The following is a 24,514-nucleotide window of genomic DNA, read 5'->3' as shown; positions in this document are numbered from 1 at the left end:
GGTCTGGCGTGGAAGCGTAGTGATACGTGGAGCGGACAGATACGAATCGGTCGAGGGCTTCACCCGAACAGAAGAAGAGGTTGTTCCATAGTCAGGCGCGAGGAAGGTACATAAAACAACCACAGTGGAAGCGACGTAAGGGGAAGCGAGAGTGTGTGGAACCTGAGCGGAGCGGAAGCTTTGTCTGGTGATAATGGCGGAGGGGAAACACCCGTACCCATCCCGAACACGGACGTGAAGACCTCGAGCGCCGAGGATACTTGGAGGGAGACCTCCTGGGAAAGTAGGACGTTGCCAGGCGAGAGAGAAGGGCCCTGAGGGGAACGCTGAGAAGGCGGGACCTTGGGGCTCTTTTTGTGTTGGGATGGAGATTGCGATGGATGGTTGGGCTGATGGCAGGTGGCAAGGCGCTGGCAGCGGGTGGGGTGTCTTAATAAGACGGGAGTTTCCGACCCGACCCGGCCGCTGGCCCAGCGTCCCATCACAGTCGCCCTACGCGCGGAATGACGTCGGGGGCGCTGGTGTGTCGCCATTTTGGATAAGGACTTGGGTGCCGACAGGGATGGTGTCGTACAATTTTTGCAGGGCGGCACTTGGAATCTCGATGCAGCCAAGTGAATCGGCAGAGCCGATGCGGTGTTCGTCATCGGTGCCGTGGAGCGCATAGCTGCTTTCGTTGAGCGGGAAGATGTATTGTCCATAGACGCCGGCTGTGTGATTGACTTTGCGCTCAGAGACGGTGAAGTCGCCTGTCGGGGTGGGATTGTTCGTGTTGCCGATTCCGACTGGCGTGTGCAGCACGGTTTTGCCGTTGAGCTGCAGGGACAAAGTACGTTTTTGCAAGTTGATGTAGACGACAGGTTTGACAAACGGCACGGGTTGGGATGTGCCGTTGGTGATGGCGGTGGACGGATCGGTAACGGGGACGTAGGGAATAGTGGACAAGTCGATGCTAGACGGTACCATTCCCTCAAGGGCTGTGAGTTTTGCAGGCGGCTGATTGGCGTGTGTAGCGAGATAGTATTGATAGGCCGTGCGTACAGTATTGAGTTGAGTGGCTGAAATGCCCGGTTGTGAGACGACGTCGTTGACAGGTTGTCCAGATGACGTATTGGTCGTGTTTTGTAACAGGTAGATGCTAAATTGGTTGTTGCCATGGTTCACGGCATACCCTACGGGAACGGAATTGTCGAGAAGCTCGTAAGCGGCTTCGGGTGTCATGGAGGCCGTATCCACTGTATGGACAATCGCGTCTGAGTCTTCCGTTGGAACGTGAATCGTTCCCGCAAACTGGAAGGTGGGGAGTTGTGCAATATGCTGGATGGTGTTTTGGTACGTTTCTTCGATGTTGGTCGTGGTGACTCGGTGCAGATAACGGTGCAAACCGTACAGGAGTGGTAGGGAAACAAGCGCCAGGCCGACCAGCAGCCAGGGTAACCATCTCGTGCGAGATTGTCGCTGGCCCGAAATGGGGTATGTTTTGGCGCGTTCTTGATAGAAATGGCGCAGTTTTTTGTAGTCCCAGTACTTATCAATCATCGCCAAGGTTTCGTCATACGTCAGTAAGGGCGCGAGTTGGCGATGCAGCGCGAAGTTTTCCTTATGGCGCAAGAGGGAGAGGTACAGCGCTTTTGCTTGTTTATATTGACCGGCGCGGACAAGTAGTTTTGCTTCGTGAATCGGTGAACTGGGCGTGTATGCACGATAGCGCATAGCTTTTAGTTCATATTGACTATCGCTGTCATGGATGAACACACCGGGTTTTAGTTGTCGTAAGCCAGGCGTTAATTTCGTCATCTATCATCGGCCTTTCTGAAATAGTGCACCAGGTGGGTCATTTTGTGCGAGTACATGGCTGGACAAACTGGTGTCTGTGGTTGATACGTATGATGGAGTGAGCGATTGTAGACGTAGCTGCGGGGTGGTTCAGTGACTGCCTATCGCATCAGTGCTAGACGACGGGAATCGCGACGTGTAGTATATGAAACAATTGAGCGTACGTTGTTGTAATTGCAGGCATGAACTGAATCCGGTCATGGAATTTATGTTCGATGAAGGTGTTCGCACGCGAGTTGCGTTGGATTGCATGCGTGTGTGGACTTAATAGGGAAATCGGTGCAAATCCGATGCGGTCCCGCCACTGTGATGGGGAGTGCTGGCAACTGCCACTGGGTGTCAAGCCTGGGAAGGGTGCTGGAGCGCGATGAACCTGAGCCAGGAGACCTGCCTTCTTTCGACAACACCGTTAACCTACGGTCGATAGGGAGGTGTTTGTGGGGCGGCTACCGCCTTTTACAAGCACTCCCATCCGCTGATGAAGGAGTGTTTTTTGTGTTGGGGTTGGTTGTAACTTTGCGTCTATGAAATAGAGATTTGTGGTGGAAGTGCATCGCGTGTGTGAAACACGAGAGGGGGCAAAGCCATGGCGAAAGCTGTCATGGTCGTGGGGACAGCTTCGAATGTCGGCAAGAGTGTACTGTGCACTGCAATATGTCGCATTCTGTATCAAGACGGGTACCGCGTGGCGCCGTTTAAGTCGCAGAACATGTCCCTCAATTCGGCGGTGACGCCGTCGGGGAGGGAAATCGGACGGGCGCAGGCCGTGCAGGCAGTCGCGTGTGGGTTGCAGCCGAATGAGCATATGAATCCCGTATTGCTCAAACCTACGGGGAAAGACCAATCCCAAGTGGTGCTGCAAGGACGTGTGTACGATACGACGTCAGCGCGAGCGTATTATCGCGACAGGCTTGGAGAGATTTGGACATCTGTGGTGGAAAGCTATACATACTTGGCTGAGCGGTACGATGTCATTGTCATCGAAGGGGCTGGCAGCCCCGTTGAGATGAACCTGAAAGAGACGGAAATTGCCAATATGCGCACGGCTCAAATGGCCGATGCGGATGTATTGTTGGTGGCTGATATTGACCGGGGCGGCATTTTTGCTTCACTGGTCGGGACGATGCAGTTGCTGACGCCGGACGAGCGCAGTCGCGTAAAGGGGATTATCGTCAACAAGTTTCGGGGAGACACAACTTTGTTTGACGATGGGGTGCGGCTCTTGGAATCTTACACAGGCGTGCCGGTTCTCGGCGTTATTCCTTATGTAGACGATATTGGTATTGAGGAAGAGGATTCGATGGGCATCGAGGGAGCGCGTTATCGTCGCGTGTCGTCGCACACTTCGGACGCTTTGCGGGTTTCCATTGTCCAATTGCCGCACATCTCGAATTTCACAGATTTTGATCCGCTGTTTCTCGAATCCGGCATTGACGCGGCTTTTTGTCAGACACCTGAGGAAATCGGCCAGTCGCATGTCGTCATTTTGCCTGGCACCAAGAATACGATGGACGACTTGGCGTGGCTTCATCAAACCGGGTGGGCTGCGGCGATTCGGGCGGCTGCCGAGCGCGGTGCATTCGTGTTTGGCGTCTGTGGCGGCTATCAAATGTTAGGGCAAGCTGTGTATGATCCCGACGGCCAGGAGTCGATGACAAGTGTGCAAACAGGTCTAGGCATGTTGCCGGTGGAGACGACGATGGCGCGAGAGAAAGCAACGGTATTGGTCCAGGGCTACGCAGCACAGGGGGAGGAAAGGATACGGTTGTGTGGCTACGAAATTCATATGGGCGTGACGACGTATCTGCCGGAGGCTGAGGCTTTTGCGATGGTGCAGCGTGACGGTGAGCAGGCGTTGCGACCAGATGGCGCAATATCGCTTGAAGGACGCGTTGTGGGGACATATCTACATGGTATCTTTGATAATGACGAGTTTCGCAAGCAATGGATGTCTTCCGTTTGTCAGGCGTTTGGGCTCAACCTCCAAGAATCGGCGCACAGCATAGCTGATTTGCGGACTGCCGCGTACGACCGATTGGCAAATGTGGTACGGCAGCATCTCGATTTGCGGCCGGTGTATGCGCGTATCGGTCAACCCAGCGGGGTGCGGGTAGACGGCCAACCAGTCTGACGTCCGGTTAGAATATCAGCGTGATAAGGGAGTGAATAATATTGAGGATTTATACGCGCGGTGGGGATAAAGGAAAGACGGCGCTGATTGGCGGGATTCGCCGATACAAGAACGACTTGCGGGTTGAGGCGTATGGGACGGTGGATGAGGCGGGATCGTTTATAGGATTGGCAGCAAGCCACCTCACGCAAGAGGGACACGAGGATATCGCCACCTTACTTCTCGACGTTCAGCAGACATTATGGGATGTGGGGGCGGACTTAGCAGCCGTCAATAGTGAAAAGTATACGTTTCGAACGCCGGAGGACGCCGCAGCCACGCTTGAACCCATTATCGATAAGTATAAAGAAGAGGCGGACGCTATCAAGAAGTTCGTCCTTCGCGGTGGAAGTATCGGATCCGCCTATTTGCACGTGGCGTGCACAGTGGTTCGCCGCGCAGAGCGTAGAACGGTGGCGTTGATGCAGGTGGAAGACATACACGCGCCGACGCTGAAATATTTGAATCGGTTGTCTGATCTGTTGTTTGTGCTCGCCCGCGCAGTCAACGCGCGCAACGAACAACCAGATGTCGCCTACGAGCACAGTGCGGATGTATTTCGTTGAACATGGCAACCTAACACAGACCCCACTGAGTGTCTGGAGGTGTGTGTGATGCCACTACTTGAAATCAATATCGTTCCGGTCGGTACGAATACGTCAAGTTTCAGTTCGCACGTCGGGCAAGCGCTACGGTTGATTGAGAAACGGGGACTGAAGTATCAGGTGACCCCGACTTCGACCGTCATTGAGGGAGAATTGGCTGATTTGATGGATGTCGCGAAAGAGATCCACGAAGAAGCGCTTGCTGGTGCGACGCGAGTGGTCACGAATATGACGATTGACCAGCGCATGGATAAACCGATGACTATGGAACAAAGTGTCGAAAGTGCACAGGAGTCGTTGCAGTAAGCTTCGATTTCTTGATGCGTGGTGGCCGTCCTTGCAGCAGTAGATGCTGCTTCGGGCGGCTTTTTTGGTTTGCTTTGCAACGCTTGGCGCTAGGGTATCGACGGGTGGGTGTGCGGAAAACTAAATCCGCGTTACAATGGGACGAGATGATGCGGATGAATCGGCTTATCAAACGCGACACGAGTGGTTGATGAAAGTTATCGATGTTGAACGAGGGTGTCTAAGACGTGAAGGAAATTTACGCCATTGCACGGAAAATTGCAGATGTGGGTGGACGGCTGTACCTTGTCGGAGGTGCAGTGCGTGACGCCTATATGGGCCGGGCAGCGACGGATAGCGATTACTGTGTCACAGGGATTCGGGCTGAAACGTTTCGAGAATTGTTTCCAGACGCGTTTGTCGCCGGTGCGGCATTTGCTGTGTTCCGCATGACAGTGGACGATGTGGTGACGGAATTTGCGTTGGCGAGGATGGAGCGCAAGGTCGGTCAGGGTCACAAAGGATTTGAGGTCGTATCGACACCGGAGGTAACGATTGAGCAGGATTTATATCGTCGCGATTTGACGGTCAACGCCATGGCAGTCGACGTGTTGACAGAAGAGATGTTTGACCCATACGGTGGCCGCCAGGATATTGACCAAGGGGTGATTCGGGCGGTGTCCGCGGCTTTTTCGGAAGACCCCTTACGGGTCTATCGCGCGGCACGGTTTGCGGCGCAGTTGAACTTTATGATTGCTGACGACACGCTCCTCATGATGCGAAAACTGCGTGCGGAACTGACGTCGTTGAGCCCGGAGCGTGTGTTTGTGGAACTTAAGCGCGCTTTGGCGTCTGACAAACCGTCACTTTTCTTTCGTTGGCTGCATCGCGCAGGTGTGTTGGATGTCCATTTCAAGGAGGTTGCTGCGCTGGAGGGCGTTGAGCAGCCGGTGAAGTGGCACCCGGAAGGTGATGCCTTCGAACACACGATGCAGGTTCTTGATGCTGCCGCAGCGTTGACGACGCGTGCAGAAGTGCGTTTTGCCGCGTTGGTGCACGATGTTGGCAAGGCGCGCACGCCGCGTCACAAATGGCCTGCGCACCACGGGCACGAGGTGGCTGGTGTGCCTCTGGTCAAGCATCTCTGTGCACGTCTGCGACTGCCCACGCACTGGACACAGGCGGCTTTATTTGCAACCGAGCAACATATGAAGATTCACGTGTTAGATAAGATGAAGTGTACGAAAGTCGTCGATCTCCTCACAGACGCCCATCGCACACCGCTTGGCGTCGATGGTTTCTCTATTATCGGAATGGCCGACGACAGGGGACGCAACAATCCGAATGCCTATAGCCCGAACGCAGAATCGATGCCTGATTACTGGCGTGTGATTCAGTCGGTTTCGGGGAAGTCACTGAATACGGACGCCACGGGGAAGGAATTTGGCGAAGCGCTGCGGGAAGCTCGGGCGACAGCGCTGCAACAGGCCCGTAAGGGAGGATTACCGTGAAGACGGATATTGAGATTGCTCAGTCGATTCAGATGCGCGCCATATCAGACATTGCCAATCAGTTGCACTTAGACGAAGCCGATTGGGAGCCATATGGCAGGTATAAAGCGAAGCTAGATTTGTCTCTTCTTCATCGGTCTCGTCAGCCAGGCAAACTCGTACTGGTGACGGGGATGAGTCCGACGCCCGCAGGCGAGGGGAAATCAACGGTTACGGTCGGCCTTGGCCAAGCCTTAAACCAGCTGAACAAGAATGCGATTGTGTGTATTCGGGAACCGTCGCTCGGTCCGAATTTTGGCTTGAAAGGTGGTGCGGCTGGTGGTGGCTATGCGCAGATACTGCCGATGGCCGACCTGAACTTGCATTTCACCGGGGACTTTCACGCCATCACCGCGGCCCATAACCTATTAAGTGCCTTGATTGACAACCACCTTCACCAGGGGAACGACTTGCATCTCGACCCGAAGCGCATTGTTTGGAAACGCGTTGTCGATCTCAACGACCGCTCACTCCGCCGCATCATTGTCGGTCTCGGAGATAACAATGGGGTGGTCCGAGAATCGGGGTTTGATATTACAGTTGCTTCCGAAATGATGGCCATACTTTGCTTAGTCGAGTCGTTTTCGGAACTGAAAGAAGCGTTGGGCGCGATTCTAATTGGCTATACGTATGACAAACAACCTGTGACCGTTCATGACTTAGGCGCTGAAGGCGCATTGGCCGTCCTTTTAAAGGATGCTATCCGCCCCAATCTCGTGCAGACCCTAGAAGGCACACCGGCGATTGTCCATGGTGGGCCATTTGGCAATATTGCGCATGGGTGCAATTCGTTGATAGCTACGAAAATGGCGTTGAACCTCGGCGAGTACGTGGTGACAGAGGCTGGTTTTGGCTCTGATTTGGGTGCGGAAAAGTTTTTTGATATCAAGTCGCGCAAAGGCGGCCTTCACCCAGATGCCGCTGTGATTGTCGTCACGGTGCGCGCGATGAAGTACCATGGCGGCGTTCGACGCAGCGAATTGGCGCAGGAGAATCTCGAGGCAATCCAACGCGGTTTTGAGAATGTCAAACACCATGCCCGCATTGTCAGCAAATTTGGTGTGCCATTTGTGATAGCCTTGAACCGTTTTGCGGATGACACGGAAGCCGAGTTAACGTTGGTCGAACAACTGTGTGACGAACAAGGGTTTATGGTATCGCGTGCGGAAGTGTGGGCGCAGGGTGGACTCGGAGGCGTCGATTTGGCGAAAAAGGTCGTTAAACAGGTGGAATCAGGTGCAAGTGACTTTCGACCGTTGTATCCGTTAGAAGCGCCACTTGTCGATAAAATTGAGCGAGTTGCCACAGAGGTATATGAGGCAGCTGGCGTTGTCTTTAGCGATGTGGCGAGAAGACAATTGGCGGAATGCGAGGCGAACGGCTGGGGGAATTTGGCCGTTTGTATCGCGAAGACGCCGTATTCCTTTTCAGATGACGCGACGTTGCGTGGACAGCTCAGCGGTTTTCAGATAACCGTTCGCGAGGTGCGCGCCTCACTGGGCGCTGGTTTTATTGTCTGTTTGACAGGCGATATTATGACGATGCCAGGGCTTCCGAAGATACCGAATGCGCTAAAAATCGATATCGACGAGCAGGGGACTATCACCGGCTTGTTTTAAGGTCATTTTTAGTCATTTTTACGCATTGTGTGGTGATTGTGTGGATGGTTGCTCAAAGGGCGCTTGATGTGCATGAAGAAGGGATTGGTGCCCAACCATGTTTCTCTTTGAATCGATAAAAAATGAGCCATTAGCGTATCGGATGCGTCCGCGCACGCTCGATGAGGTAATCGGACAGAGACACCTCCTTGCACCTGGCAGGTTTATTCATCGTATGGTGAAGGCCAAGCGGCCCGTGTCGATTTTGCTGTATGGACCGCCGGGAACAGGAAAGACGACCATCGCAAATGCCTTGGCCAACACCTTAAACTTGCCGTTTGCCGAGCTGAATGCGGTGGATGCTGGCCAGAAAGACGTTGAGAAAATTGTTGCTGATGCGAAAATGCAAGGCACGACGATTTTGTTTCTTGATGAAATTCATCGCTTTAATAAGAAACAGCAGGATTATCTTTTGCCATATACCGAGAGTGGGCTCATTACGCTGGTCGCTGCGACCACGGCGAATCCATTTCACGACGTCAACCCAGCTGTGCGCAGCCGATGTCAAATACTTGAACTGAAGTCGCTGGAGCCAAGGGATATTGAACAAGGTATCGAGCGTGCGCTGGCTGACACGGAGCGGGGGCTTGGCAAATATGCCGTGCGCTTAGATTCGGAAGCCTTGCGCCATTTCGCTGAGGCGTCTGGTGGCGATATGCGAAAGGCGCTCAATGCCGTTGAAATCGCGGTATTGTCGACAGATCCGGCCGCCGATGGAACGATTCACATCACGGTCGAAATTGCGGTCGAATGCCTGCAAAAAAAGAGTCTGTCGTCAGACAAAAATGGCGATGGTCATTACGATTTACTCAGTGCGTTTCACAAAAGTCTGCGCGGTAGCGATGTCGATGCGGCACTCCACTACTTGGCGCGTTTGATTCAATCAGGTGATCTCATCGGCCTCTCCCGCCGCATTCTCTGTGTTGCGGACGAAGATGTTGGGTTGGCGTTTCCCGCTGCAACCTCGCACGCTATCGCCGCAATTGAGTCTGCGGAGCGACTTGGTTTTCCCGAGGCGCAGTTGCCACTGAGCAAAATTGTGATGGAGCTGTGTTTGCTGCCGAAGTCCAATTCGGTAACCACGGCGATTGGCCGTGCGATGCAAGATGTGGAGACAAAACATGTCGGCGAGATTCCCGTTCACTTAAAAGATGCGCATTACGCTAGTGCCAAGAAGTTGGGACGCGGTGTCGACTACAAGTATCCGCATAATTACCCGGAAGGCTTGGTCGAACAGCAGTATTTACCCGATGCTTTGGTCGGTACGCAGTACTATCAGCCCAAAGGGTTGGGCCAAGAGAAGCAGTTCGCTGAGCGTTATGCGTATATCCGCAGCGGCGGCAAAGCGAAGCCGAAGGCCGATTAAATCGACTTGGAGAGAACGTTGTGGGGGACTGTCACGATTGCAACGCAAAGAGGTCGTCACCGTTCGGGGAGACGACCTCTTGTGATTGTGGTGTGTAAAAAACGGCGGGCGAAGAAGTGTCAATCTGGCCGCCATTCACGTCGTGTTCACGTCATGTCGACGCCTAACTTGTCGAGGATGAAGGCGTAATGTTCCGCTGCCTCTTTGAGGTGGTTGAATCGCCCCGATGCGCCGAAGTGTCCTGCCCCCATATTTGTTTTAAGTAGCAGCGTATTATTGTCCGTTTTGGTCGCCCGTAGCCGCGCAACAAACTTCGCTGGTTCCCAATAAGCGACGCGTGGATCATTCAGGCCGGTTGTGACGAGCATGTGCGGGTACGCTTTCGCTTCGACATTGTCATATGGACTATAAGATAACATGTAGTCGTAGTACGTCTTGTCTGTTGGGTTGCCCCATTCATCCCATTCTAAGCTCGTGAGCGGGATCGACGCATCGAGCATGGTCGTCACGACGTCGACAAACGGTACCGCTGGCGTGATGACTTTGAATAAGTGCCCGGCCATATTCGCCACGGCTCCCACTAAGAGACCGCCCGCACTCCCGCCGCGAGCTGCCATTTTATCCGCTGTCGTGTAGCCACGCGCGATGAGGTCTTCAGCCACTGCAATGAAATCGGTGAACGTGTTCCGCTTGTTTAACAACTTGCCCTCTTCATACCAATCGTGGCCCATTTCTGACCCGCCGCGAACCTGCGCCGTGACGAACACGATGCCTGAGTCGAGGAAGGGGAGGCGCGCCGCGTCGAAATGAGGATCACTTGTGATGCCATATGACCCGTATCCCGAGAGCATCAACGGAGCCGGACCATTCGCGAAGGCATCCTTTCGATAGACGATGGTCATCGGTACGCGGATTCCGTCCGGCGCGGTCGCGAACAGGCGCTCCTGGCGATACGATTCCGGCGTAAATTCACCAGCGACGGGCGCCACTTGCAGGGGCGTCTTTGAACCTGTATCGAGGTGATACAAATAGGTCGTCTTTGGCGTCAGATAGGACTCGTATTCGATGAGCACTTCGGTCGTGTCGTAACTCAGGTTGTGTCCCATGGCAACGGTATACAAAGGTTCGTCCCACTCAAGGCGCGTGAGGCTTCCGTCGCGGTACACCCATAATGCCGTCAGGCCGTCTTCGCGTCCGCTGATGACAAGCGCCTCCTTAAATGGGTACACTGCCTGGAGATAGCGCGTCTTGTCATACGCAAAGAGCTCTGTTCGCCCGGCTGGTGCCAAATCGTCGGTCGGGCAGCGCCAGAGGCGAAAGTTTGTCGCACCTTCGTTGGAGAGGATAAGAAAATCCTCGCCCCAATGTTCGACTTCGTAGAGAATTCCCGCGCGGCGCTCCTCAACGACATGGAGGGATTCCGGTTTCGCATCTGCAGCGATAAAGTGGACCTCACTCGTCGTCTTGGTCGACGATGTAAGGAATAGGTAACGTCCGCTGCGCGACTTTGCGAGGCTGAGCGTAAACGTGATATCCGTCTCTTCGTACAACAATTCGTCGGGACCCGTGTGTCCAAGTTCGTGACGCCACAGGCGATAAGGGCGTTGGCTTTCATCGACGGTCAGATAGTACAGAAACTCGCCAGTGCTGTCCCATTCCACGCTTTCGTCAATAAACACGTTCTCTATCTTTTCGGATAGCATCTCACCCGTTTCGATATCGCGCACGCACAGCGTGTATTTATCTGTGCCATCGCGATTCTCAAGGTACGCTAAACGGCGGTGGTCCGGGCTGATACGCAGGACTGTGACACTGAGATACTCGCCGTCTCTGGCCAGCGCGTTGACATCGAGCACCATCTCCTCGGAGGCTGTGGCTAAATCATCCCGAGACGATGCGCGTTTGCGCACGTAAATCGGGTACTGTAAGTGTTTGTCCATTTTTTTGTAGTAATAGAAGGGCCCGTGTACCGCGGGGACATCGTTTTCCGCTTCCGGAATCCGTGCGACCATCTGTTCGTAAATTTTATTTGCCAATGGCGCAAGTGGCCTCATGTGGGCGTCGTAGTACTGATTTTCTGCTTCAAGGTACTGGATGACTTCCGGGTTCTCGCGTTCTCGCAACCAGTAGTAGTCGTCTGGGCGCACATGGTCGTGTAATACGTGTGGATGTGGAATGCGTTTTGCCTTTGGGGGTTGCATGTGGATCCTCCTCATGTATCGGATGCGCAAAGACGTGATGGATGGTGCGCGCAGGGCGAACACAAACCCATCGCGTATCCGTTCGATGATTCAATCAGGATAGCAGGTATGATGCGGAAAATTCAAACGCGCCTCGCGAGCGTTTCACCTAATTGCGCAAAGCCTCAGGAGACGAAATCCTGTGTGGCTTGTGACCATGGATAGATCTTTGCTATCGGGGACTGCCCTTTTTGTAGCCCCGGTGGGTAATACACCACCAACAGCGCCGGTTGCGGTGTTGGATTTAAATGGGGCGCATCGGGATAGATATGCCATGGCAGAAGTTCAATGACACTGTGTTTTTCGAGGGCATTCGGGTTGAAGGAAAGAGGATTCAATGCATCGCCGAGGATTTGTGTTTGCGCTCCAATCTTGGCGATGAGTTGCCCACGGTCAGCACGCCGCACCGTTTTTTGCCACCAGACTTTGTGTGGCCGTACTCGATGTTGCAAGAGAAAGTCGTACATCATATAGGCGTTGGCCGCTTGTCGTTGTGCAGGTTCGCAGGTGGTTGCGAGAAATGCATCGAGTCGGGTATACAAGTCGTCGAGCTGATGTCCAATGGTATCCCAGCCGCGTTGTTGCCAGTAGTCGCCGAAAGCTTGGAAAAAATCAAAAGGCGATGCAAATACGTGTCGAGTCAGATAGCGAACTGTATGACGCACCTTGCCCTCGTTCCAATATTTTTCGAGTACATCTTCGACTTGCTTAATTCGAAGCACATCGTCGTACGATAGTACGTGGTTTGAAAATATTTCGTACGGTGCGTGATCCATGTACACGTAGCCAAATTCGGCAGCTCGTGCGCGCATACCAGTACCGCGCAGCATTTTCAGGAATCCCAACTGCAACTCGTCTGGTTCGAACGCAAATACGTCGTTGAAGGTCGTTTTAAACGACGCGTAATCTTCCTCGGGCAGTCCAGCAATTAGGTCGAGGTGTTGTACGATGTTGCCGCAATCCTTGATTGCGAGAATCGTATCGCGCAGGCGTTCGAAATTTTGACGGCGTTTGACGAGTTGATTGGTCAGGTCGTTGGTTGACTGCACGCCGATTTCAAACCGAAATAGCCCTTCTGGGGCGTTTTCTCTGAGGAACTTGACGATGTCTTTGTGCAGGATGTCGCCAGTTATCTCGAATTGGAAGATGGTGTTGCCTCTGTGTTCGATGAGAAACGAAAACAATTCAAGGGCATATTTGCGGTGTAGGTTGAATGTCCGATCGACAAATTTAATGATTCGGATACCCTCGTCGATGAGTCGTTTAAGGTCAGTTTTCACGCGTTCCATCGGGAAGTAGCGAACGCCAGATTCAATAGAGGACAAGCAAAACTGACAGGAGAACGGACAACCGCGGCTGGTCTCGTAATAGACGATTCGATGTTGTAACGATTGAATATCCGCGAGATCTTGATACGGACTTGGAAGCTCCTCAAGGGGTTGTTGCACCCGTGCGGGGGTGATATGGATGTGCTCGCCCTCACGATAGGCGATGCCGCGGATATTGGCGATAGTTTCACATCTGGAGAAGGCGCATAGCAGTTCGTGAAATGCCGATTCCCCTTCACCACGGACAATGACGTCGATGTCCGGGCAACGCTTCATCCAATATTTCGTGTCGTACGAGACTTCTGGACCGCCTAGGACGATGATGGTTTTGGGCAGTACTTTCTTGAGCATCGTGAGGATGGGTAACGTCTGCTCGACGTTCCAGATATATACGGAGAAACCGATGACGTCTGGTTTCTTTGCATACAAGTCCGCGACGATTTTTGCTGCAGGCTCTTTGATGGTGTATTCGCGGATGCATGTGTTGGGGAAGTCTCGTTCGACATAAGCTTTTAAGTAGCGCAGTGCAAGTGAAGAGTGAATATATTTGGCGTTGAGTGTGGCCAATACGACGTTCATCGGCGTGCTCCTTTCGGATACGAGAATCGCTGATAGGGAACGTAATTGAAAAAGTGGAATCTCTGCTTATAGGGTAAACGAGTGTGTACGTCTGTAAACCCTGTGGCTGCCGGAGAATAAAAAAGCGGACAGCTGCGAGCAACGCTGTCCGAAGTAGGTTTGTGTAGGATAGAGTATATCGGCTCGTCTCTTATGTTGTATGGAGAATTTGTGGAGTATTGTATGTTTATCGGTGGCAGCGTCGTCGTCAACGCGACTTGGTGGTATGATGAATTGGACAGGCCCGTGATACATTTGGGCGATGGGTTACGGTAGATAGATTCGCATTGATTGGACTGCCGACACGGCGCAAACATACAGAAGTGAGGTATGAATGGAGAACATGCATGACCAATGCAGGTATTGTCTCGATTATGCACTTGGTGAACTGCACGACGAACTGTGTCGCAAGCGATTTGAGCGGCATCTTCCTACTTGTTTCACCTGTCAGGCAGATTTGATTGAATATCGGCAAATTCTCCGCGATTTACAACGTCCACCAAGCGAGGCGAATGCGCCAGTAGATCAGATGAGAAATACAAATTTATGTAATTTCCAGAAAAAGGACCATTCGCCTCGTTTCCCTGGGCGCGCCACCATTTGGGTGTCAAGACGTTTTGCAATGGTGTCCGTTCCAGCGACAGCTGTCATCTTGACTATTGCCGCTTTGCTGCACATCCATCACTTTGTCCACTTTGAAGCCATTGGTGACTCGGCATGGGCACATATCTCCCACTCCGTACGGAATGGGGGATGGCACCTCCGCAATGATATACACCGCATCTAGGTTCAACGGTTGTTTCGCTCCAAAAAACACATTTTAATCTGATGACGTTAGGGGACGAGGTTCGTGCCAGCTATCGATATGACGCTTACGGAATTAAGGTTGTATCTAGGAAGAAATCCGAAACCAGATGATTTTGATATGTTTTGGGAGCAAGCGCTGGAGGAATTGCACACTGTGGATTCACAGTTGGAAATGGTAGAGAGCTCGTTTTCGGTGCCGGACGTGGCGTGTTATGATATCTATTTCACGGGTGTTCGCAACGCGAGAATTCATGCGCAATATTTGCGCCCAAAGCGCGCGCGTTCGCCGCATCCGGCTGTGCTTCAATTTCATGGCTATAAGGGGAGTGCAGGAGACTGGTCGGAAAAACTGGTATATACATCGCTAGGATATTCGGTGATTGCGATGGACTGCCGTGGCCAAGGAGGCCGCTCAGAGGATTCGGGGCGTGTGCGGGGAACAACGTACCGTGGTCATATTATCCGCGGCTTGGAGGATGCACCAGACAACCTTTTGTATCGTCAGATTTATTTAGATACGGTACAACTTGCACATCTTGTCATGGCATTTCCAGAGGTTGATTCGCATCGTATCGGTGTCATGGGATGGTCGCAAGGTGGTGCGCTGGCTGTCGTTTGTGCCGCATTGGAACCGCGTATTCGGAGGTGCGCTGCTGTCTACCCATTTCTCAGCGACTATCGGCGGGCTTGGGAAATGGATTTGGGTGGCTGTTTGGAGGAGATTGTGCCGTTCTTTCGAAATCATGATCCGCAGCACATACGGGAAGCTGAAATCTTCACACGGCTTGGCTATATTGACATTCAGCACCTGGCGCCGCGCATTCGCGGACGAGTCATGTGGGGGATGGGTCTGATGGATACGGTGTGCCCGCCATCGACGCAATTTGCCGCGTATAACAAGATTACGGCGGAGAAACGGTTAGAGTTGTTCCCGGATTTCGGGCACGAGTCGCTGCCTGGAATGTCTGATAAAATTCTTCAATTTATGTGTGGACTTTAGAGCGAATCGCGCCGCCATGGTTTCGTAGCCCACTTGCAAATTGATCAAAACTGTATATAATCAAAGTTAGTCAAAGTCAATTTGACGTCAAAAGGTCAAAGAAAGTTAAAGTCAACAACGAATGTGAATATGACGAAGGAGGTCTTGAAACATGCGTTGTGATATTTGTAAAGAACATCCGGCGAACACAGAAGTTCGCGTCAATGTGAATGGACACAAAAATGCATTACATGTATGTGCCGAATGTTTTGGAAAACTTCGAGCCTCTTATAAATCGCCTGTGAATATGGGACCATTTGGCGGGTTTCCGTCGATGGACGATATGTTTGAGATGCTTTCTGGCATGGCGCCTGCAGCACAGGAGATGCCGATGCAACCAGGCGGTACCCGCAAACGTGGCGGTGGTTTCCTTGACGAATACGGGCGAAACTTGACTGATTGGGCGAAGGAAGGCCGGATCGATCCGGTGATTGGCCGCGACAAGGAAATTGCCCGCGTCATTGAAATTCTCAATCGGCGCAATAAAAACAATCCTGTCCTGATTGGCGAACCGGGCGTCGGAAAGACGGCTATCGCAGAAGGATTGGCGTTGCGCATTGTAGAGGGAAATGTACCGGCCAAGTTGCGAGATAAGCAGGTTTATAATTTGGACGTTTCGTCGCTTGTCGCGGACACGGGAATCCGTGGACAATTTGAAGAGCGGATGAACCATCTGATTCGAGAATTGCAAGCTCGCCCGGAAGTCATTTTGTTTATCGACGAGATTCATCTATTGGTCGGAGCTGGACAAGCGCAGGGTTCGATGGATGCTGGCAACATCCTCAAGCCTGCACTGGCTCGCGGTGACATTCAGGTGATTGGCGCTACGACGTTGAAAGAGTACCGCCAGATTGAAAAGGATGCGGCGCTGGAGCGGCGTTTTCAACCGGTGACGGTTGACGAACCGACGGTTGACGAAGCGATTCAAATTCTCCAGGGTATCCGCCCGAAGTATGAAGCGTATCACCAGGTGCGTTATACGGATGAGGCGATTGCTGCATGTGTGACGCTGTCGAACCGGTATATCTCCGACCGCTATCTGCCGGATAAGGCGATTGACTTGTTGGATGAGGCGGGATCGAAAGCGAATTTGCGTATTGGCAATCAGCAGCAGGAAGATTTGCGGGCGCAACTCGAGAAGGTCGTGCGGGACAAACAGGCGGCCACGGAGGTCGAAGCATACGAACGCGCTGCGGAGCTTCATAAGGAAGAAATGCGCTTACGCGATCTCATTGCCCGCACCCCAGCAGACACGAAGACGGTCGAAGTCACACTGCGCGATATTCAGGCGATTGTCGAAGAGAAGACGGGGATACCTGTGCAAAAGATTCAAGCGTCTGAGCAGAGTAAATTACGCGATTTGGAGAAGGAATTAGCGAGCCGCGTCATTGGGCAAGCGGAAGCTGTTCAGAAAGTGGCCAAAGCGGTGCGCCGCAGCCGGACTGGCTTGCGCAAAGGCGATAGGCCGATTGGGTCCTTCCTCTTTGTCGGGCCAACAGGTGTCGGGAAGACGGAATTGGCGAAGAGCCTTGCCTTGACCTTATTTGGCAGTAAGGACGCTATGATTCGTCTCGACATGAGTGAATATATGGAGAAGCACTCGGTGTCGAAACTCATTGGGTCGCCTCCGGGCTATGTTGGCTACGACGAGGCCGGTCAGTTGACAGAACAGGTGCGCCGCAATCCGTATAGTTTGATTCTGCTCGACGAGATCGAAAAGGCGCATCCGGACGTTCAGCATATGTTCTTGCAAATCATGGAGGACGGTCGCTTGACAGACAGTCAGGGTCGGACAGTGAGCTTTAAGGATACGATTTTGATTATGACGAGCAATGCGGGGGTCGGTGACAAGAAGGTGACGATGGGTTTCAACGTTCAGGAGGGCGCAACGGCTAGCACAGAGACCCAGATTGGACACTTGTCGGCCTACTTTAAGCCGGAGTTTCTCAACCGCTTTGACGCAATTGTTGATTTTGCGCCATTGACGAAATCTGATTTGAAGCAGATTGTCGGACTGTTCCTGAACGACTTGAAGGACGTCCTACAGGCGCAGGGCGTTACATTGTCCTGGACGGATGCCGCGGTCGCGAAACTTGGCGAACTCGGGTATCATCCGCTGCTTGGTGCACGGCCGTTGCGCCGGGTTATCCAAGACCAAGTGGAAGATCAGATTGCGGATGTCCTTGTTGACACGCCAGATGCAACGGCCCTTGTCGTCGATGTGGAGGACAATGCGACCGACGGAACTGACCGCACGCGCGCTTCGCGAATTGTCGTGCGAACAGGAGAGAACAACAAGTAATGTTCAACCTGCGTTGATATTCCGGCAAAATGGATGTTGTGTAACAGAGGCCTGGCGGTTGTCGATGCCAGGCCTCTGTTTTTATCAGTTGAGGCGTAAAACTCCTAGCTTCAGCTATGGGGATATAAGGCGCTCGCCGCTAGGCGAAAGTATCTAATCTTTACACCGTAGTATGATAAAATATAAATATGAGGAGAAAAAGAGCTTACCGATAAAGAATAATGAAAAGAGTGGATTTAGAGTAGTTGCGCGAGACGTGGCGGGAACGCATTGACCAGTTTCGCGCTAGCGGTCTGTCGGGTGCAGCTTGGTGCGCTGAAAATGGCATCAAAGAGCATCAACTGTGGTACTGGATTCGTCGGTTCCCCGATTCACTATCTGGCAATCAACCGCGTTTCGTGTCTGTGTCCGTAGAGCCTCTTCCTCCTTCTTCATCAGGTTCTCCTATTTCCATACGCATCGGTGCTGCCACCATGGAAGTTCAACCGGGATGTGACCTGCAATTTCTTAAGCAACTCGTGAACGTTCTTGCCTCGACATGCTAGACGAGAACTGAACTGGTTGCTGGACGGCCTGTCCGTCACACAGCAACGTGCACATGCCAGGGTCACAGCCACCCGAGTTGTGTAAGATTTGGCAGGGGGGTTGTTGAAAAAACCCGCTCGAAAACGCAGTCACGACAAGAGATTTGGATGTCTTGTGTCGAAACCTTATACATGGAAAATACGAGAACGGATACCCCGGACAAAACTGAAAATCTAGAGGCGTGGTGTACAGCCTTAGAACGAGAGAATGCACACCTGAAGGCACAGTTGAACTGGCTCACGAAGCAAGTGCGCCTCTCTCGGCATCAACAGTTCGGGACACAAAGTGAGCGGTCGAGCGACATCCAAATCCGGTTATTTAACGAGGCGGAGTGGACATCTGAATCGTCTGAGCCGTTACTTCAAGAACAACCGGAGACGGAAACCATCACCTATGAGCGGAATTAAGAAGCAATCCGGTCAACGCGAAGAGTGATTCAAAGATTTGCCGGTAGAGCGAGTAGAATACCGGTTGCCGGAAGAAGAGCTTGGTTGTCCCTGTTGCGGTGAACCCATGCATGAAATGAGTACGCAGGTGCGGCGCGAGTTAAAAATCATCCCGGCCAAGGTACTGGTCGTGGAGCATGTGCAGTACATCTATGGCTGTCGACCATGTGAGCAAAATGGCCCCGCGTTTCCGGGAAGTTTCGCATCTGCATCTGCTGTGGCGTATGTCATGGGTAAGAAGTACGTTGAGGGGATGCCTTTATATCGCCAGGAACAACAGTTTGCAAGACAGGGCGTGGCATTATCCCGGCAGACGCTGGCCAATTGGGTGGTCACAGGTGCGCATCGGTGGTTGCGGCTGCTCTACGACCGCCTCCACACTGAACTGCTTGCACGCAAGTACCTTCATGCCGACGAGACAACGCTGCAGGTATTGCATGAAGCTGGCCGGGCTGCAACGTCAGATTCCTACATGTGGTTGTATCGAAGTGGGAACAACGGCCCGCCCATTGTGCTCTACGACTATCAAGAAAGTCGGTCGAAAGAGCATCCGAAGAAATTCCTGAAGGGATTCGCGGGTTATCTGCACGTGGACGGATATAGCGGATACCACGATGTAGAGAACGCGACACTCGTTGGATGCTGGGCACATGCGCGGCGCAAGTTTGACGAAGCAGTGAAGTCACTGCCATCGTCGGATCAGAAAATGCCAACTGCTGCGCGAGTTGGACTCCTGTATTGCAATGAGTTATTCAAGATAAAGCGTGGGCTCAAAGATAAGATGGCGGAACAACGTCATGAACTCTTAAGCCCCGCGGTTTCTGCCAAATAAACTATATAGCCGTCAATCACCTGTTCGATCGGGTCATATTCAGCGTGATGGGGTAGAGAATGGCCAATCTTGATGAGATAACGCCGATAGGCATGCAGTGCTGCTCTAACGATTTTGTAATCTCCCGGGCGGTTGGCAATAGCGTCATCCGGATTCAGGTACTCGGCGATCAAAGTGTCATGGGACAAGCTGTGCGCCGGGTCATGCTCCATAGACAATGACTGAAACTTTTGAATAATCTCACCATACTGCCTCACAGTTGCTGGTCTATACTCCTCCTTCAGCAAATCTTGTTGGAAATCCTTTGCCGCTACAAATCCCATAATCATGTCACCTCGAATGGTTTTTTCCCGACAAGCGGGTAACATGATTATGTTGTCAGTACAATAGCCATAGGCCAAGCTCTAAAGGCCAACTGCCGTGTTATAGCACATAACTAGCTCGAGGACATAATTCGATTATGTTCGCGCGAACATAATCGAAAAAACTTCCTGTTTGCCAACACGCCGAAGGGCGCAATGGCAAGTGCCATCACGTATAGTCTCGTTGAAACGGCAAAAGAAAATGGACTAGACCCAGTCTCGTATCTCCAACATCTGTTTGAGCAGTTATCCAATCTTGATTGTGAGGAACCGGATGCCTTAAACACCCTACTGCCATGGTCAGAGGAGCTACCGGAGCACATTGAGGTCGGCGTAAAACCAAATAAGCACGACAATTATCCCTGCCGATGGGCGGGGATGATTTGTTTTTTATGCCATAACATCTGGCGAAATACTAGGTGTGCCCTTTTTGACGCTCACTATTCGAACAGTTGCCGAACATGGGCACCATTGATGCTGATGCAATGGCGTCGCTCATGCCGTGATCTAAAGCCTTGCCTGAGCGAACATGTCACCCAAAACGGAAATAACCTTTATGGAACTGAAACATCCCCATCACTCGCTGGTGGGGATGTTTTATATTCTACTTCCGAGCGACGAGCTAGCAATACGTGTGCGTGCTTTGACGCTCACTTATGTGCGATGACAACCGTGGCTCGTTTCTTGCTTTTGCGACGTACTATTGACCAGAACTTTGACCCAAGGAAAGTACGAGTTTTGCTGGCGGCCCATTTGTGTTTCGTTCAGCAACGGAATCTCCTCACGCGTAACGTAGCGTTCGGATATGCGCGGTTTTGTACTACTATGCAGTTGAATTGTGGCGCACTTTTTACACTCATGTGTTTTAAGCTTAAAAATATAAGCGGACGCGGCGTTCCAATTGCCGCGCTGTCATATTTATGTGGATTGGGCGGTGCGGGCTTCATTGCGTATAAGCCCCCTTATGTTGAACAAGCATTGTTCGAGGCGGAATCCTTTAGCTGTCGCTGATTACTCGGCACATATGCAACAAATACTATGACCAGTGCTGCCAAACTCATCAACGTTGTTATTCCGACCATTAAGCTACGTACTCCCAACCAAGTGGCTACAAAACCACCAAACAGTATAAACACGATGTTTAGCAATTGTTGAGGTGGGCCGACCACGCTATTGATTCTTCCCATGTGCGATACCGGCATTATTTTTTGAGTGTATGTAGTGAAGCCCACACTCGCACTTGAGCCAAACAACCCTAAAATGATAAGTCCGATAACAGCCTCCCAGAAAGAATGTGCCAAAGCATACGCTAGATATCCCAGCGCATTGAACAGAGTTCCGATACCTAGAAGCCATATTGTACTGAGCCGCTTGGACATAATCGATAACAGCAGGGACCCAGCAACAAATCCGATTCCTGCGGAAGTGACCATCATACCGTAACCGAGTTGCCCAAGGTGTAGTGCTTGCCGAGCAAAGACAACCTCTTGTGTGTCTGCCGTAAGGGCAAAGATGCCAATGAGTGCGTTCAGACTGAATAAGACGGTAAACAGTCGGTTCTCATTGAGAAATTGGATTGCAGTTTGCCAATCCGTAAAAACAGTACGCCATGGATGCTTTCTCTCCGTAGACGCTTGTGGCACACCCAATTCAGGCAACAAGATGAAGGACGCCGCAGAAACCAAAAAACTCATCGAGTCCAACCACAGAGGGATAGAAGCACTTCCGTGCATCAAGAGCACACCAGCAATAGCAGGTCCCGTCAGAAAGGCACTGTATCGCAAGGTGCTGACAATGGAATTCACTCGTTTTCGTGATTCCTCTGGAACAAGCAACGTTTGATACGGAAGAAATAGACTACCAAAATATGTATTGCCAACGCCGAGTAAAAATAGAATTACGTAAATAGAAGTCAAGTGTGATAGGAGTGGCAAAAAACCGATCAATAGCGCACGGGTAGCCTCGACGCCAATCAGTTGCTTCCTACGGGAAAATCGGTCCGTAATGCTCCCAATCCACGGTCCTACTATTAAAGCCGCAATCCTGGATACAACCCACAACCCGGCAACTGCTGTTGCTGAGTGCGTCTTATTAAGAACAAAGACATTTATAGCAACCAGATATATGAAATCGCCGATAGCAGAGACACCAATGCCGGAAACAAAGATACCGGTCCGAGTAGCTGTCTTTAGCTTGAACTTTCCACCCATGCCATCACCTCACATCACGATTACACCCACTATGCAAGTAATATCGCAGACCAAAACATTTCGCCGACTTACCGTACACCGGCGGTGTTGTATAAAGCTGGTGACGTCGATATCACGGGCAAGTTCCGCCACAGTACCGACATCCACATCAATTCCGACCAACAGCTCTCTCTACAGTGGGTATGTCGAAGCGAGTACGACTCCGAAATACCTATAAGTGCAATCTCCAAAACTTGGTGACTACGTATTGTGTATAGAGAAATTAACAGAGCGTAGAATGATTCTTGATTCTACTAAACAAATCTAAACGGTCAATAAATTCCCTCACTTCTGCGGCGAATGTGTCGAAGTGAGCAAATGGGTTTGCCATGATGGAAAGTAATTGCCATAGTGCCACGTTCACAAACCAAATCGGGTCGTTTTCCAACAATCGGATTCCACGGCTAATTATCCATCGAGGGTACCACTCTAACCCTTGTGGACGCGAAAAAGCTAATGTTCCGACCAAAACAGGCAAAAACGATGCTTCTGGTAACCCCTGTTCAAGGAGCTTTTCTGTAACGGCTGGTCCACGAAATGGGTCATGTGCCAGGGTGTTTAGATTATCCCCAGAATGACCGCACTGGATCAGTGCTGATTTTACTCTTTGTAATAAGAATGGCCATCTGAGTTCCATCTCAGTGTTTAAATCGCGCTTACTTTTAGTAATCCCGGATTTCGACGATTGTGTCCTCATGAACTGGTGTGAATCATTGAAAAGGTGCTCCCCGTATGGCTAAGATGAGTTTGTCAAGAACCACATCTTCGCTAGGAAGGAGCACCTTTTGGGTGAAACAATATAATCATACACGAAGCCAGTTTGCTCGTAAAAGATCTACAATTCATACTCGCTACGATTTGAATGCCGCCACCTCCTTTGGCGGTGCAGCTGGTCTCATAGATTTTGTTTTGGGAACGGGTATTGACAGGGAGTTTTGGGTACATGGATTACGCAAGGGCAGAAACACCCGGTTCCACATGGACGATATTGCTCTGACCGTCATTTTCGGTTCCTTGCTGGGTCAGGAACGGATTTTCCACTTTGAGGACATCGAACAAGATCCCCTGTTGAAGCTGAAGTTGGACGTGCCAAAACTGCCTGATACGACTCTGTTATATAAGGACCTCAAGCGGCTCGGTTCCGACGCTGGCATCAAAGCGATACGTTCGGCGCATAGACAAATCCTAAGGTCACTTCTCCCCAAAGGACAAGGCATCGTGGTCGATATCGACTCCTCTGTAGAGACTGTTTATGGCGCGCAGCAACAGTCCGCTGTTGGATATAATCCACACCATCACGGACGAGCGAGTTTCCATCCCTTGCTGGCGTTTGATTCACTCACTGGTTGTTGTCTCTATGATGAGTTGCGCTCTGGTGACGCCCATACATCAGATGGATTTGCGGATTTCTACAAGGCGATGAAAGACCAGTTGCCGGATGGCGTCAACATTCGTGCCGTCCGCATGGATAAAGGGTTTACCGGAGAAAAAGTGTTTCAGATATTGGAGCAAGATCAGCGGGATTACGTCATCAAACTGAAGTGGACCAAGCGACTCGCACAGTTGGCGCAAGCGCCAAATCTCCTCTGGCACTGCATCACAGAGAGTGACCGGGAACATTGTGACGTTACTTCCATCATGTATCAGGCAACATCCTGGGACAAGCCTCGGCGGGTCGTGATTGTGCGTCGCTTAGACATTGACCCCCAGGAGTGCCTGTGTGCGGATTGGCTCTGGGAATACGAGGCGATTGCCACAACGTTTGACTGGCGCGGCGAGGATGTATGGCACTTCTATAACTTTCGTGGTAACGCTGAGAATCACATCAAGGAAGCCAAATATGGATTTGCCATTGACCGATTCTCCAGCCAGAATTTCGATGCCAACAAAGCGCTGCAAGGTCTAAAGCTACTTGCGTATAATCTACTCCTGCTGTACAAGCACGTCGCGCTTCAACCAGGGGTGCGACAGTGGACCGCCGGACGGCTCAGACGAAGACTATTCCATCTACCTGGGATTCTAGTGCGTCATGCACGCCAGTGGAGCATTCGTCTTCCCGTGTATGCCAAGCATCGGTCGTTGATCATGCTTCATGCCGCCACGTAGATTTTCTTCCAATTGAAAAAGTGGAGTTCATAGCCTGGCTTGGGGAGGGGGAAGTGTGTCCATTGCTCTAGTTCCGTACCATGATTTCACCGTGTTCGCTAACAAATCCACCAAATACTTGAAAACACGC

At 51.7% G+C, this 24,514-nt stretch carries 16 protein-coding genes, 1 rRNA gene, 2 pseudogenes and 1 riboswitch; of the genes and pseudogenes, 14 read left to right on the top strand and 5 right to left on the bottom strand.

From position 1 onward, the window contains the following. The first annotated feature begins 183 nt into the window (after positions 1 to 183). Positions 184 to 300: ribosomal RNA gene (gene rrf / locus J3482_RS06510) — 5S ribosomal RNA — on the top strand. A gap of 192 nt (positions 301 to 492) precedes the next feature. On the opposite strand, the gene J3482_RS06505 is transcribed toward rrf, so the two are convergent. Next, a complete protein-coding gene (locus J3482_RS06505; protein ID WP_206922211.1) occupies positions 493 to 1,797 on the bottom strand; it encodes a L,D-transpeptidase in 1,305 nt (434 codons plus the stop codon). A 241-nt stretch (positions 1,798 to 2,038) separates the two neighbouring features. Then, positions 2,039 to 2,245, top strand: a riboswitch (cobalamin riboswitch). A gap of 177 nt (positions 2,246 to 2,422) precedes the next feature. Between J3482_RS06505 and J3482_RS06500 the strand changes: the two genes are divergently transcribed. The 6 genes from J3482_RS06500 to J3482_RS06475 all read left to right on the top strand — a co-directional run bounded on the left by J3482_RS06500 (position 2,423) and on the right by J3482_RS06475 (position 9,470). Further along, the gene (locus J3482_RS06500) at positions 2,423 to 3,967 is read left to right on the top strand and encodes a cobyric acid synthase (RefSeq protein ID WP_206922210.1); all 1,545 of its coding nucleotides are present in this window, start codon (positions 2,423 to 2,425) and stop codon (positions 3,965 to 3,967) included. Positions 3,968 to 4,008: 41 nt separating this feature from the next. Further along, positions 4,009 to 4,572 carry a cob(I)yrinic acid a,c-diamide adenosyltransferase gene (locus J3482_RS06495; RefSeq protein ID WP_206922209.1) on the top strand — a complete coding sequence of 188 codons (564 nt, stop codon included), beginning with the start codon at positions 4,009 to 4,011 and terminating at the stop codon, positions 4,570 to 4,572. Between the two features lie 48 nt (positions 4,573 to 4,620). Continuing rightward, on the top strand, positions 4,621 to 4,917 hold the full coding sequence (locus J3482_RS06490; protein ID WP_021296894.1) for an MTH1187 family thiamine-binding protein: 297 nt from the start codon (positions 4,621 to 4,623) through the stop codon (positions 4,915 to 4,917). Positions 4,918 to 5,144: 227 nt separating this feature from the next. After that, positions 5,145 to 6,407, top strand: a complete 1,263-nt coding sequence (locus J3482_RS06485) for a tRNA nucleotidyltransferase/poly(A) polymerase-related protein (protein ID WP_206922208.1) — start codon at positions 5,145 to 5,147, stop codon at positions 6,405 to 6,407. Next, positions 6,398 to 8,065 carry a formate--tetrahydrofolate ligase gene (locus J3482_RS06480; RefSeq protein ID WP_328702339.1) on the top strand — a complete coding sequence of 556 codons (1,668 nt, stop codon included), beginning with the start codon at positions 6,398 to 6,400 and terminating at the stop codon, positions 8,063 to 8,065. The genes J3482_RS06485 and J3482_RS06480 overlap by 10 nt, the downstream gene beginning before the upstream one ends. Before the next feature lie 97 nt (positions 8,066 to 8,162). Then, positions 8,163 to 9,470 (top strand): replication-associated recombination protein A, encoded by a 1,308-nt coding sequence (locus J3482_RS06475; RefSeq protein ID WP_146824706.1) that lies wholly within the window; start codon positions 8,163 to 8,165, stop codon positions 9,468 to 9,470. A 146-nt stretch (positions 9,471 to 9,616) separates the two neighbouring features. Here the strand turns inward: J3482_RS06475 and J3482_RS06470 are convergent, their stop codons facing one another. Further along, positions 9,617 to 11,671 carry a S9 family peptidase gene (locus J3482_RS06470; protein WP_206922207.1) on the bottom strand — a complete coding sequence of 685 codons (2,055 nt, stop codon included), beginning with the start codon at positions 11,669 to 11,671 and terminating at the stop codon, positions 9,617 to 9,619. Positions 11,672 to 11,835: 164 nt separating this feature from the next. Further along, entirely contained in the window at positions 11,836 to 13,617 is a 1,782-nt protein-coding gene (locus tag J3482_RS06465; RefSeq protein ID WP_206922206.1) for a B12-binding domain-containing radical SAM protein, read from the bottom strand. Between the two features lie 373 nt (positions 13,618 to 13,990). Here J3482_RS06465 and J3482_RS06460 point away from each other — a divergent pair, with 373 nt between their 5' ends. From J3482_RS06460 to tnpC, 5 genes and pseudogenes are all read left to right on the top strand, one after another. Continuing rightward, complete coding sequence (locus J3482_RS06460; RefSeq protein ID WP_146824703.1) at positions 13,991 to 14,443, top strand: anti-sigma factor; 453 nt, start codon at positions 13,991 to 13,993, stop codon at positions 14,441 to 14,443. A 63-nt stretch (positions 14,444 to 14,506) separates the two neighbouring features. Continuing rightward, positions 14,507 to 15,463, top strand: a complete 957-nt coding sequence (locus J3482_RS06455; RefSeq protein WP_146824702.1) for an alpha/beta fold hydrolase — start codon at positions 14,507 to 14,509, stop codon at positions 15,461 to 15,463. Positions 15,464 to 15,614: 151 nt separating this feature from the next. Continuing rightward, the gene (locus J3482_RS06450; RefSeq protein ID WP_146824701.1) at positions 15,615 to 17,804 is read left to right on the top strand and encodes an ATP-dependent Clp protease ATP-binding subunit; all 2,190 of its coding nucleotides are present in this window, start codon (positions 15,615 to 15,617) and stop codon (positions 17,802 to 17,804) included. A 245-nt stretch (positions 17,805 to 18,049) separates the two neighbouring features. Beyond that, a complete protein-coding gene (gene tnpA / locus J3482_RS22115) occupies positions 18,050 to 18,349 on the top strand; it encodes an IS66 family insertion sequence element accessory protein TnpA (RefSeq protein ID WP_438938609.1) in 300 nt (99 codons plus the stop codon). Between the two features lie 171 nt (positions 18,350 to 18,520). Continuing rightward, positions 18,521 to 19,661 (top strand): annotated as a pseudogene (tnpC, locus tag J3482_RS06440) (IS66 family transposase); the annotation flags it as partial. On the opposite strand, the gene J3482_RS06435 reads toward tnpC, so the two are convergent. After that, positions 19,631 to 19,990, bottom strand: a complete 360-nt coding sequence (locus tag J3482_RS06435) for a hypothetical protein (RefSeq protein WP_206922203.1) — start codon at positions 19,988 to 19,990, stop codon at positions 19,631 to 19,633. The pseudogene tnpC and the gene J3482_RS06435 overlap by 31 nt on opposite strands. A 156-nt stretch (positions 19,991 to 20,146) precedes the next feature. Between J3482_RS06435 and J3482_RS20860 the strand changes: the two are divergent. After that, a pseudogene (locus J3482_RS20860) lies at positions 20,147 to 20,344 on the top strand (transposase domain-containing protein); the annotation flags it as partial. A gap of 647 nt (positions 20,345 to 20,991) precedes the next feature. Here the strand turns inward: J3482_RS20860 and J3482_RS06425 are convergent. Continuing rightward, entirely contained in the window at positions 20,992 to 22,239 is a 1,248-nt protein-coding gene (locus J3482_RS06425; RefSeq protein ID WP_206922202.1) for an MFS transporter, read from the bottom strand. Between the two features lie 828 nt (positions 22,240 to 23,067). Here J3482_RS06425 and J3482_RS06420 point away from each other — a divergent pair. Next, positions 23,068 to 24,384: an IS1380 family transposase gene (locus J3482_RS06420; RefSeq protein WP_206922201.1), complete on the top strand. Its 1,317-nt coding sequence runs from the start codon at positions 23,068 to 23,070 to the stop codon at positions 24,382 to 24,384. Positions 24,385 to 24,514: the final 130 nt, after the last annotated feature.

The organism is Alicyclobacillus suci (assembly GCF_017329615.1).
In the GTDB taxonomy this organism is placed as follows: Bacteria; Bacillota; Bacilli; order Alicyclobacillales; family Alicyclobacillaceae; genus Alicyclobacillus; species Alicyclobacillus suci.
The sequence above is the reverse complement of the archived record's forward strand: the minus strand, read 5'-3'. Positions and strand labels throughout refer to the sequence as shown.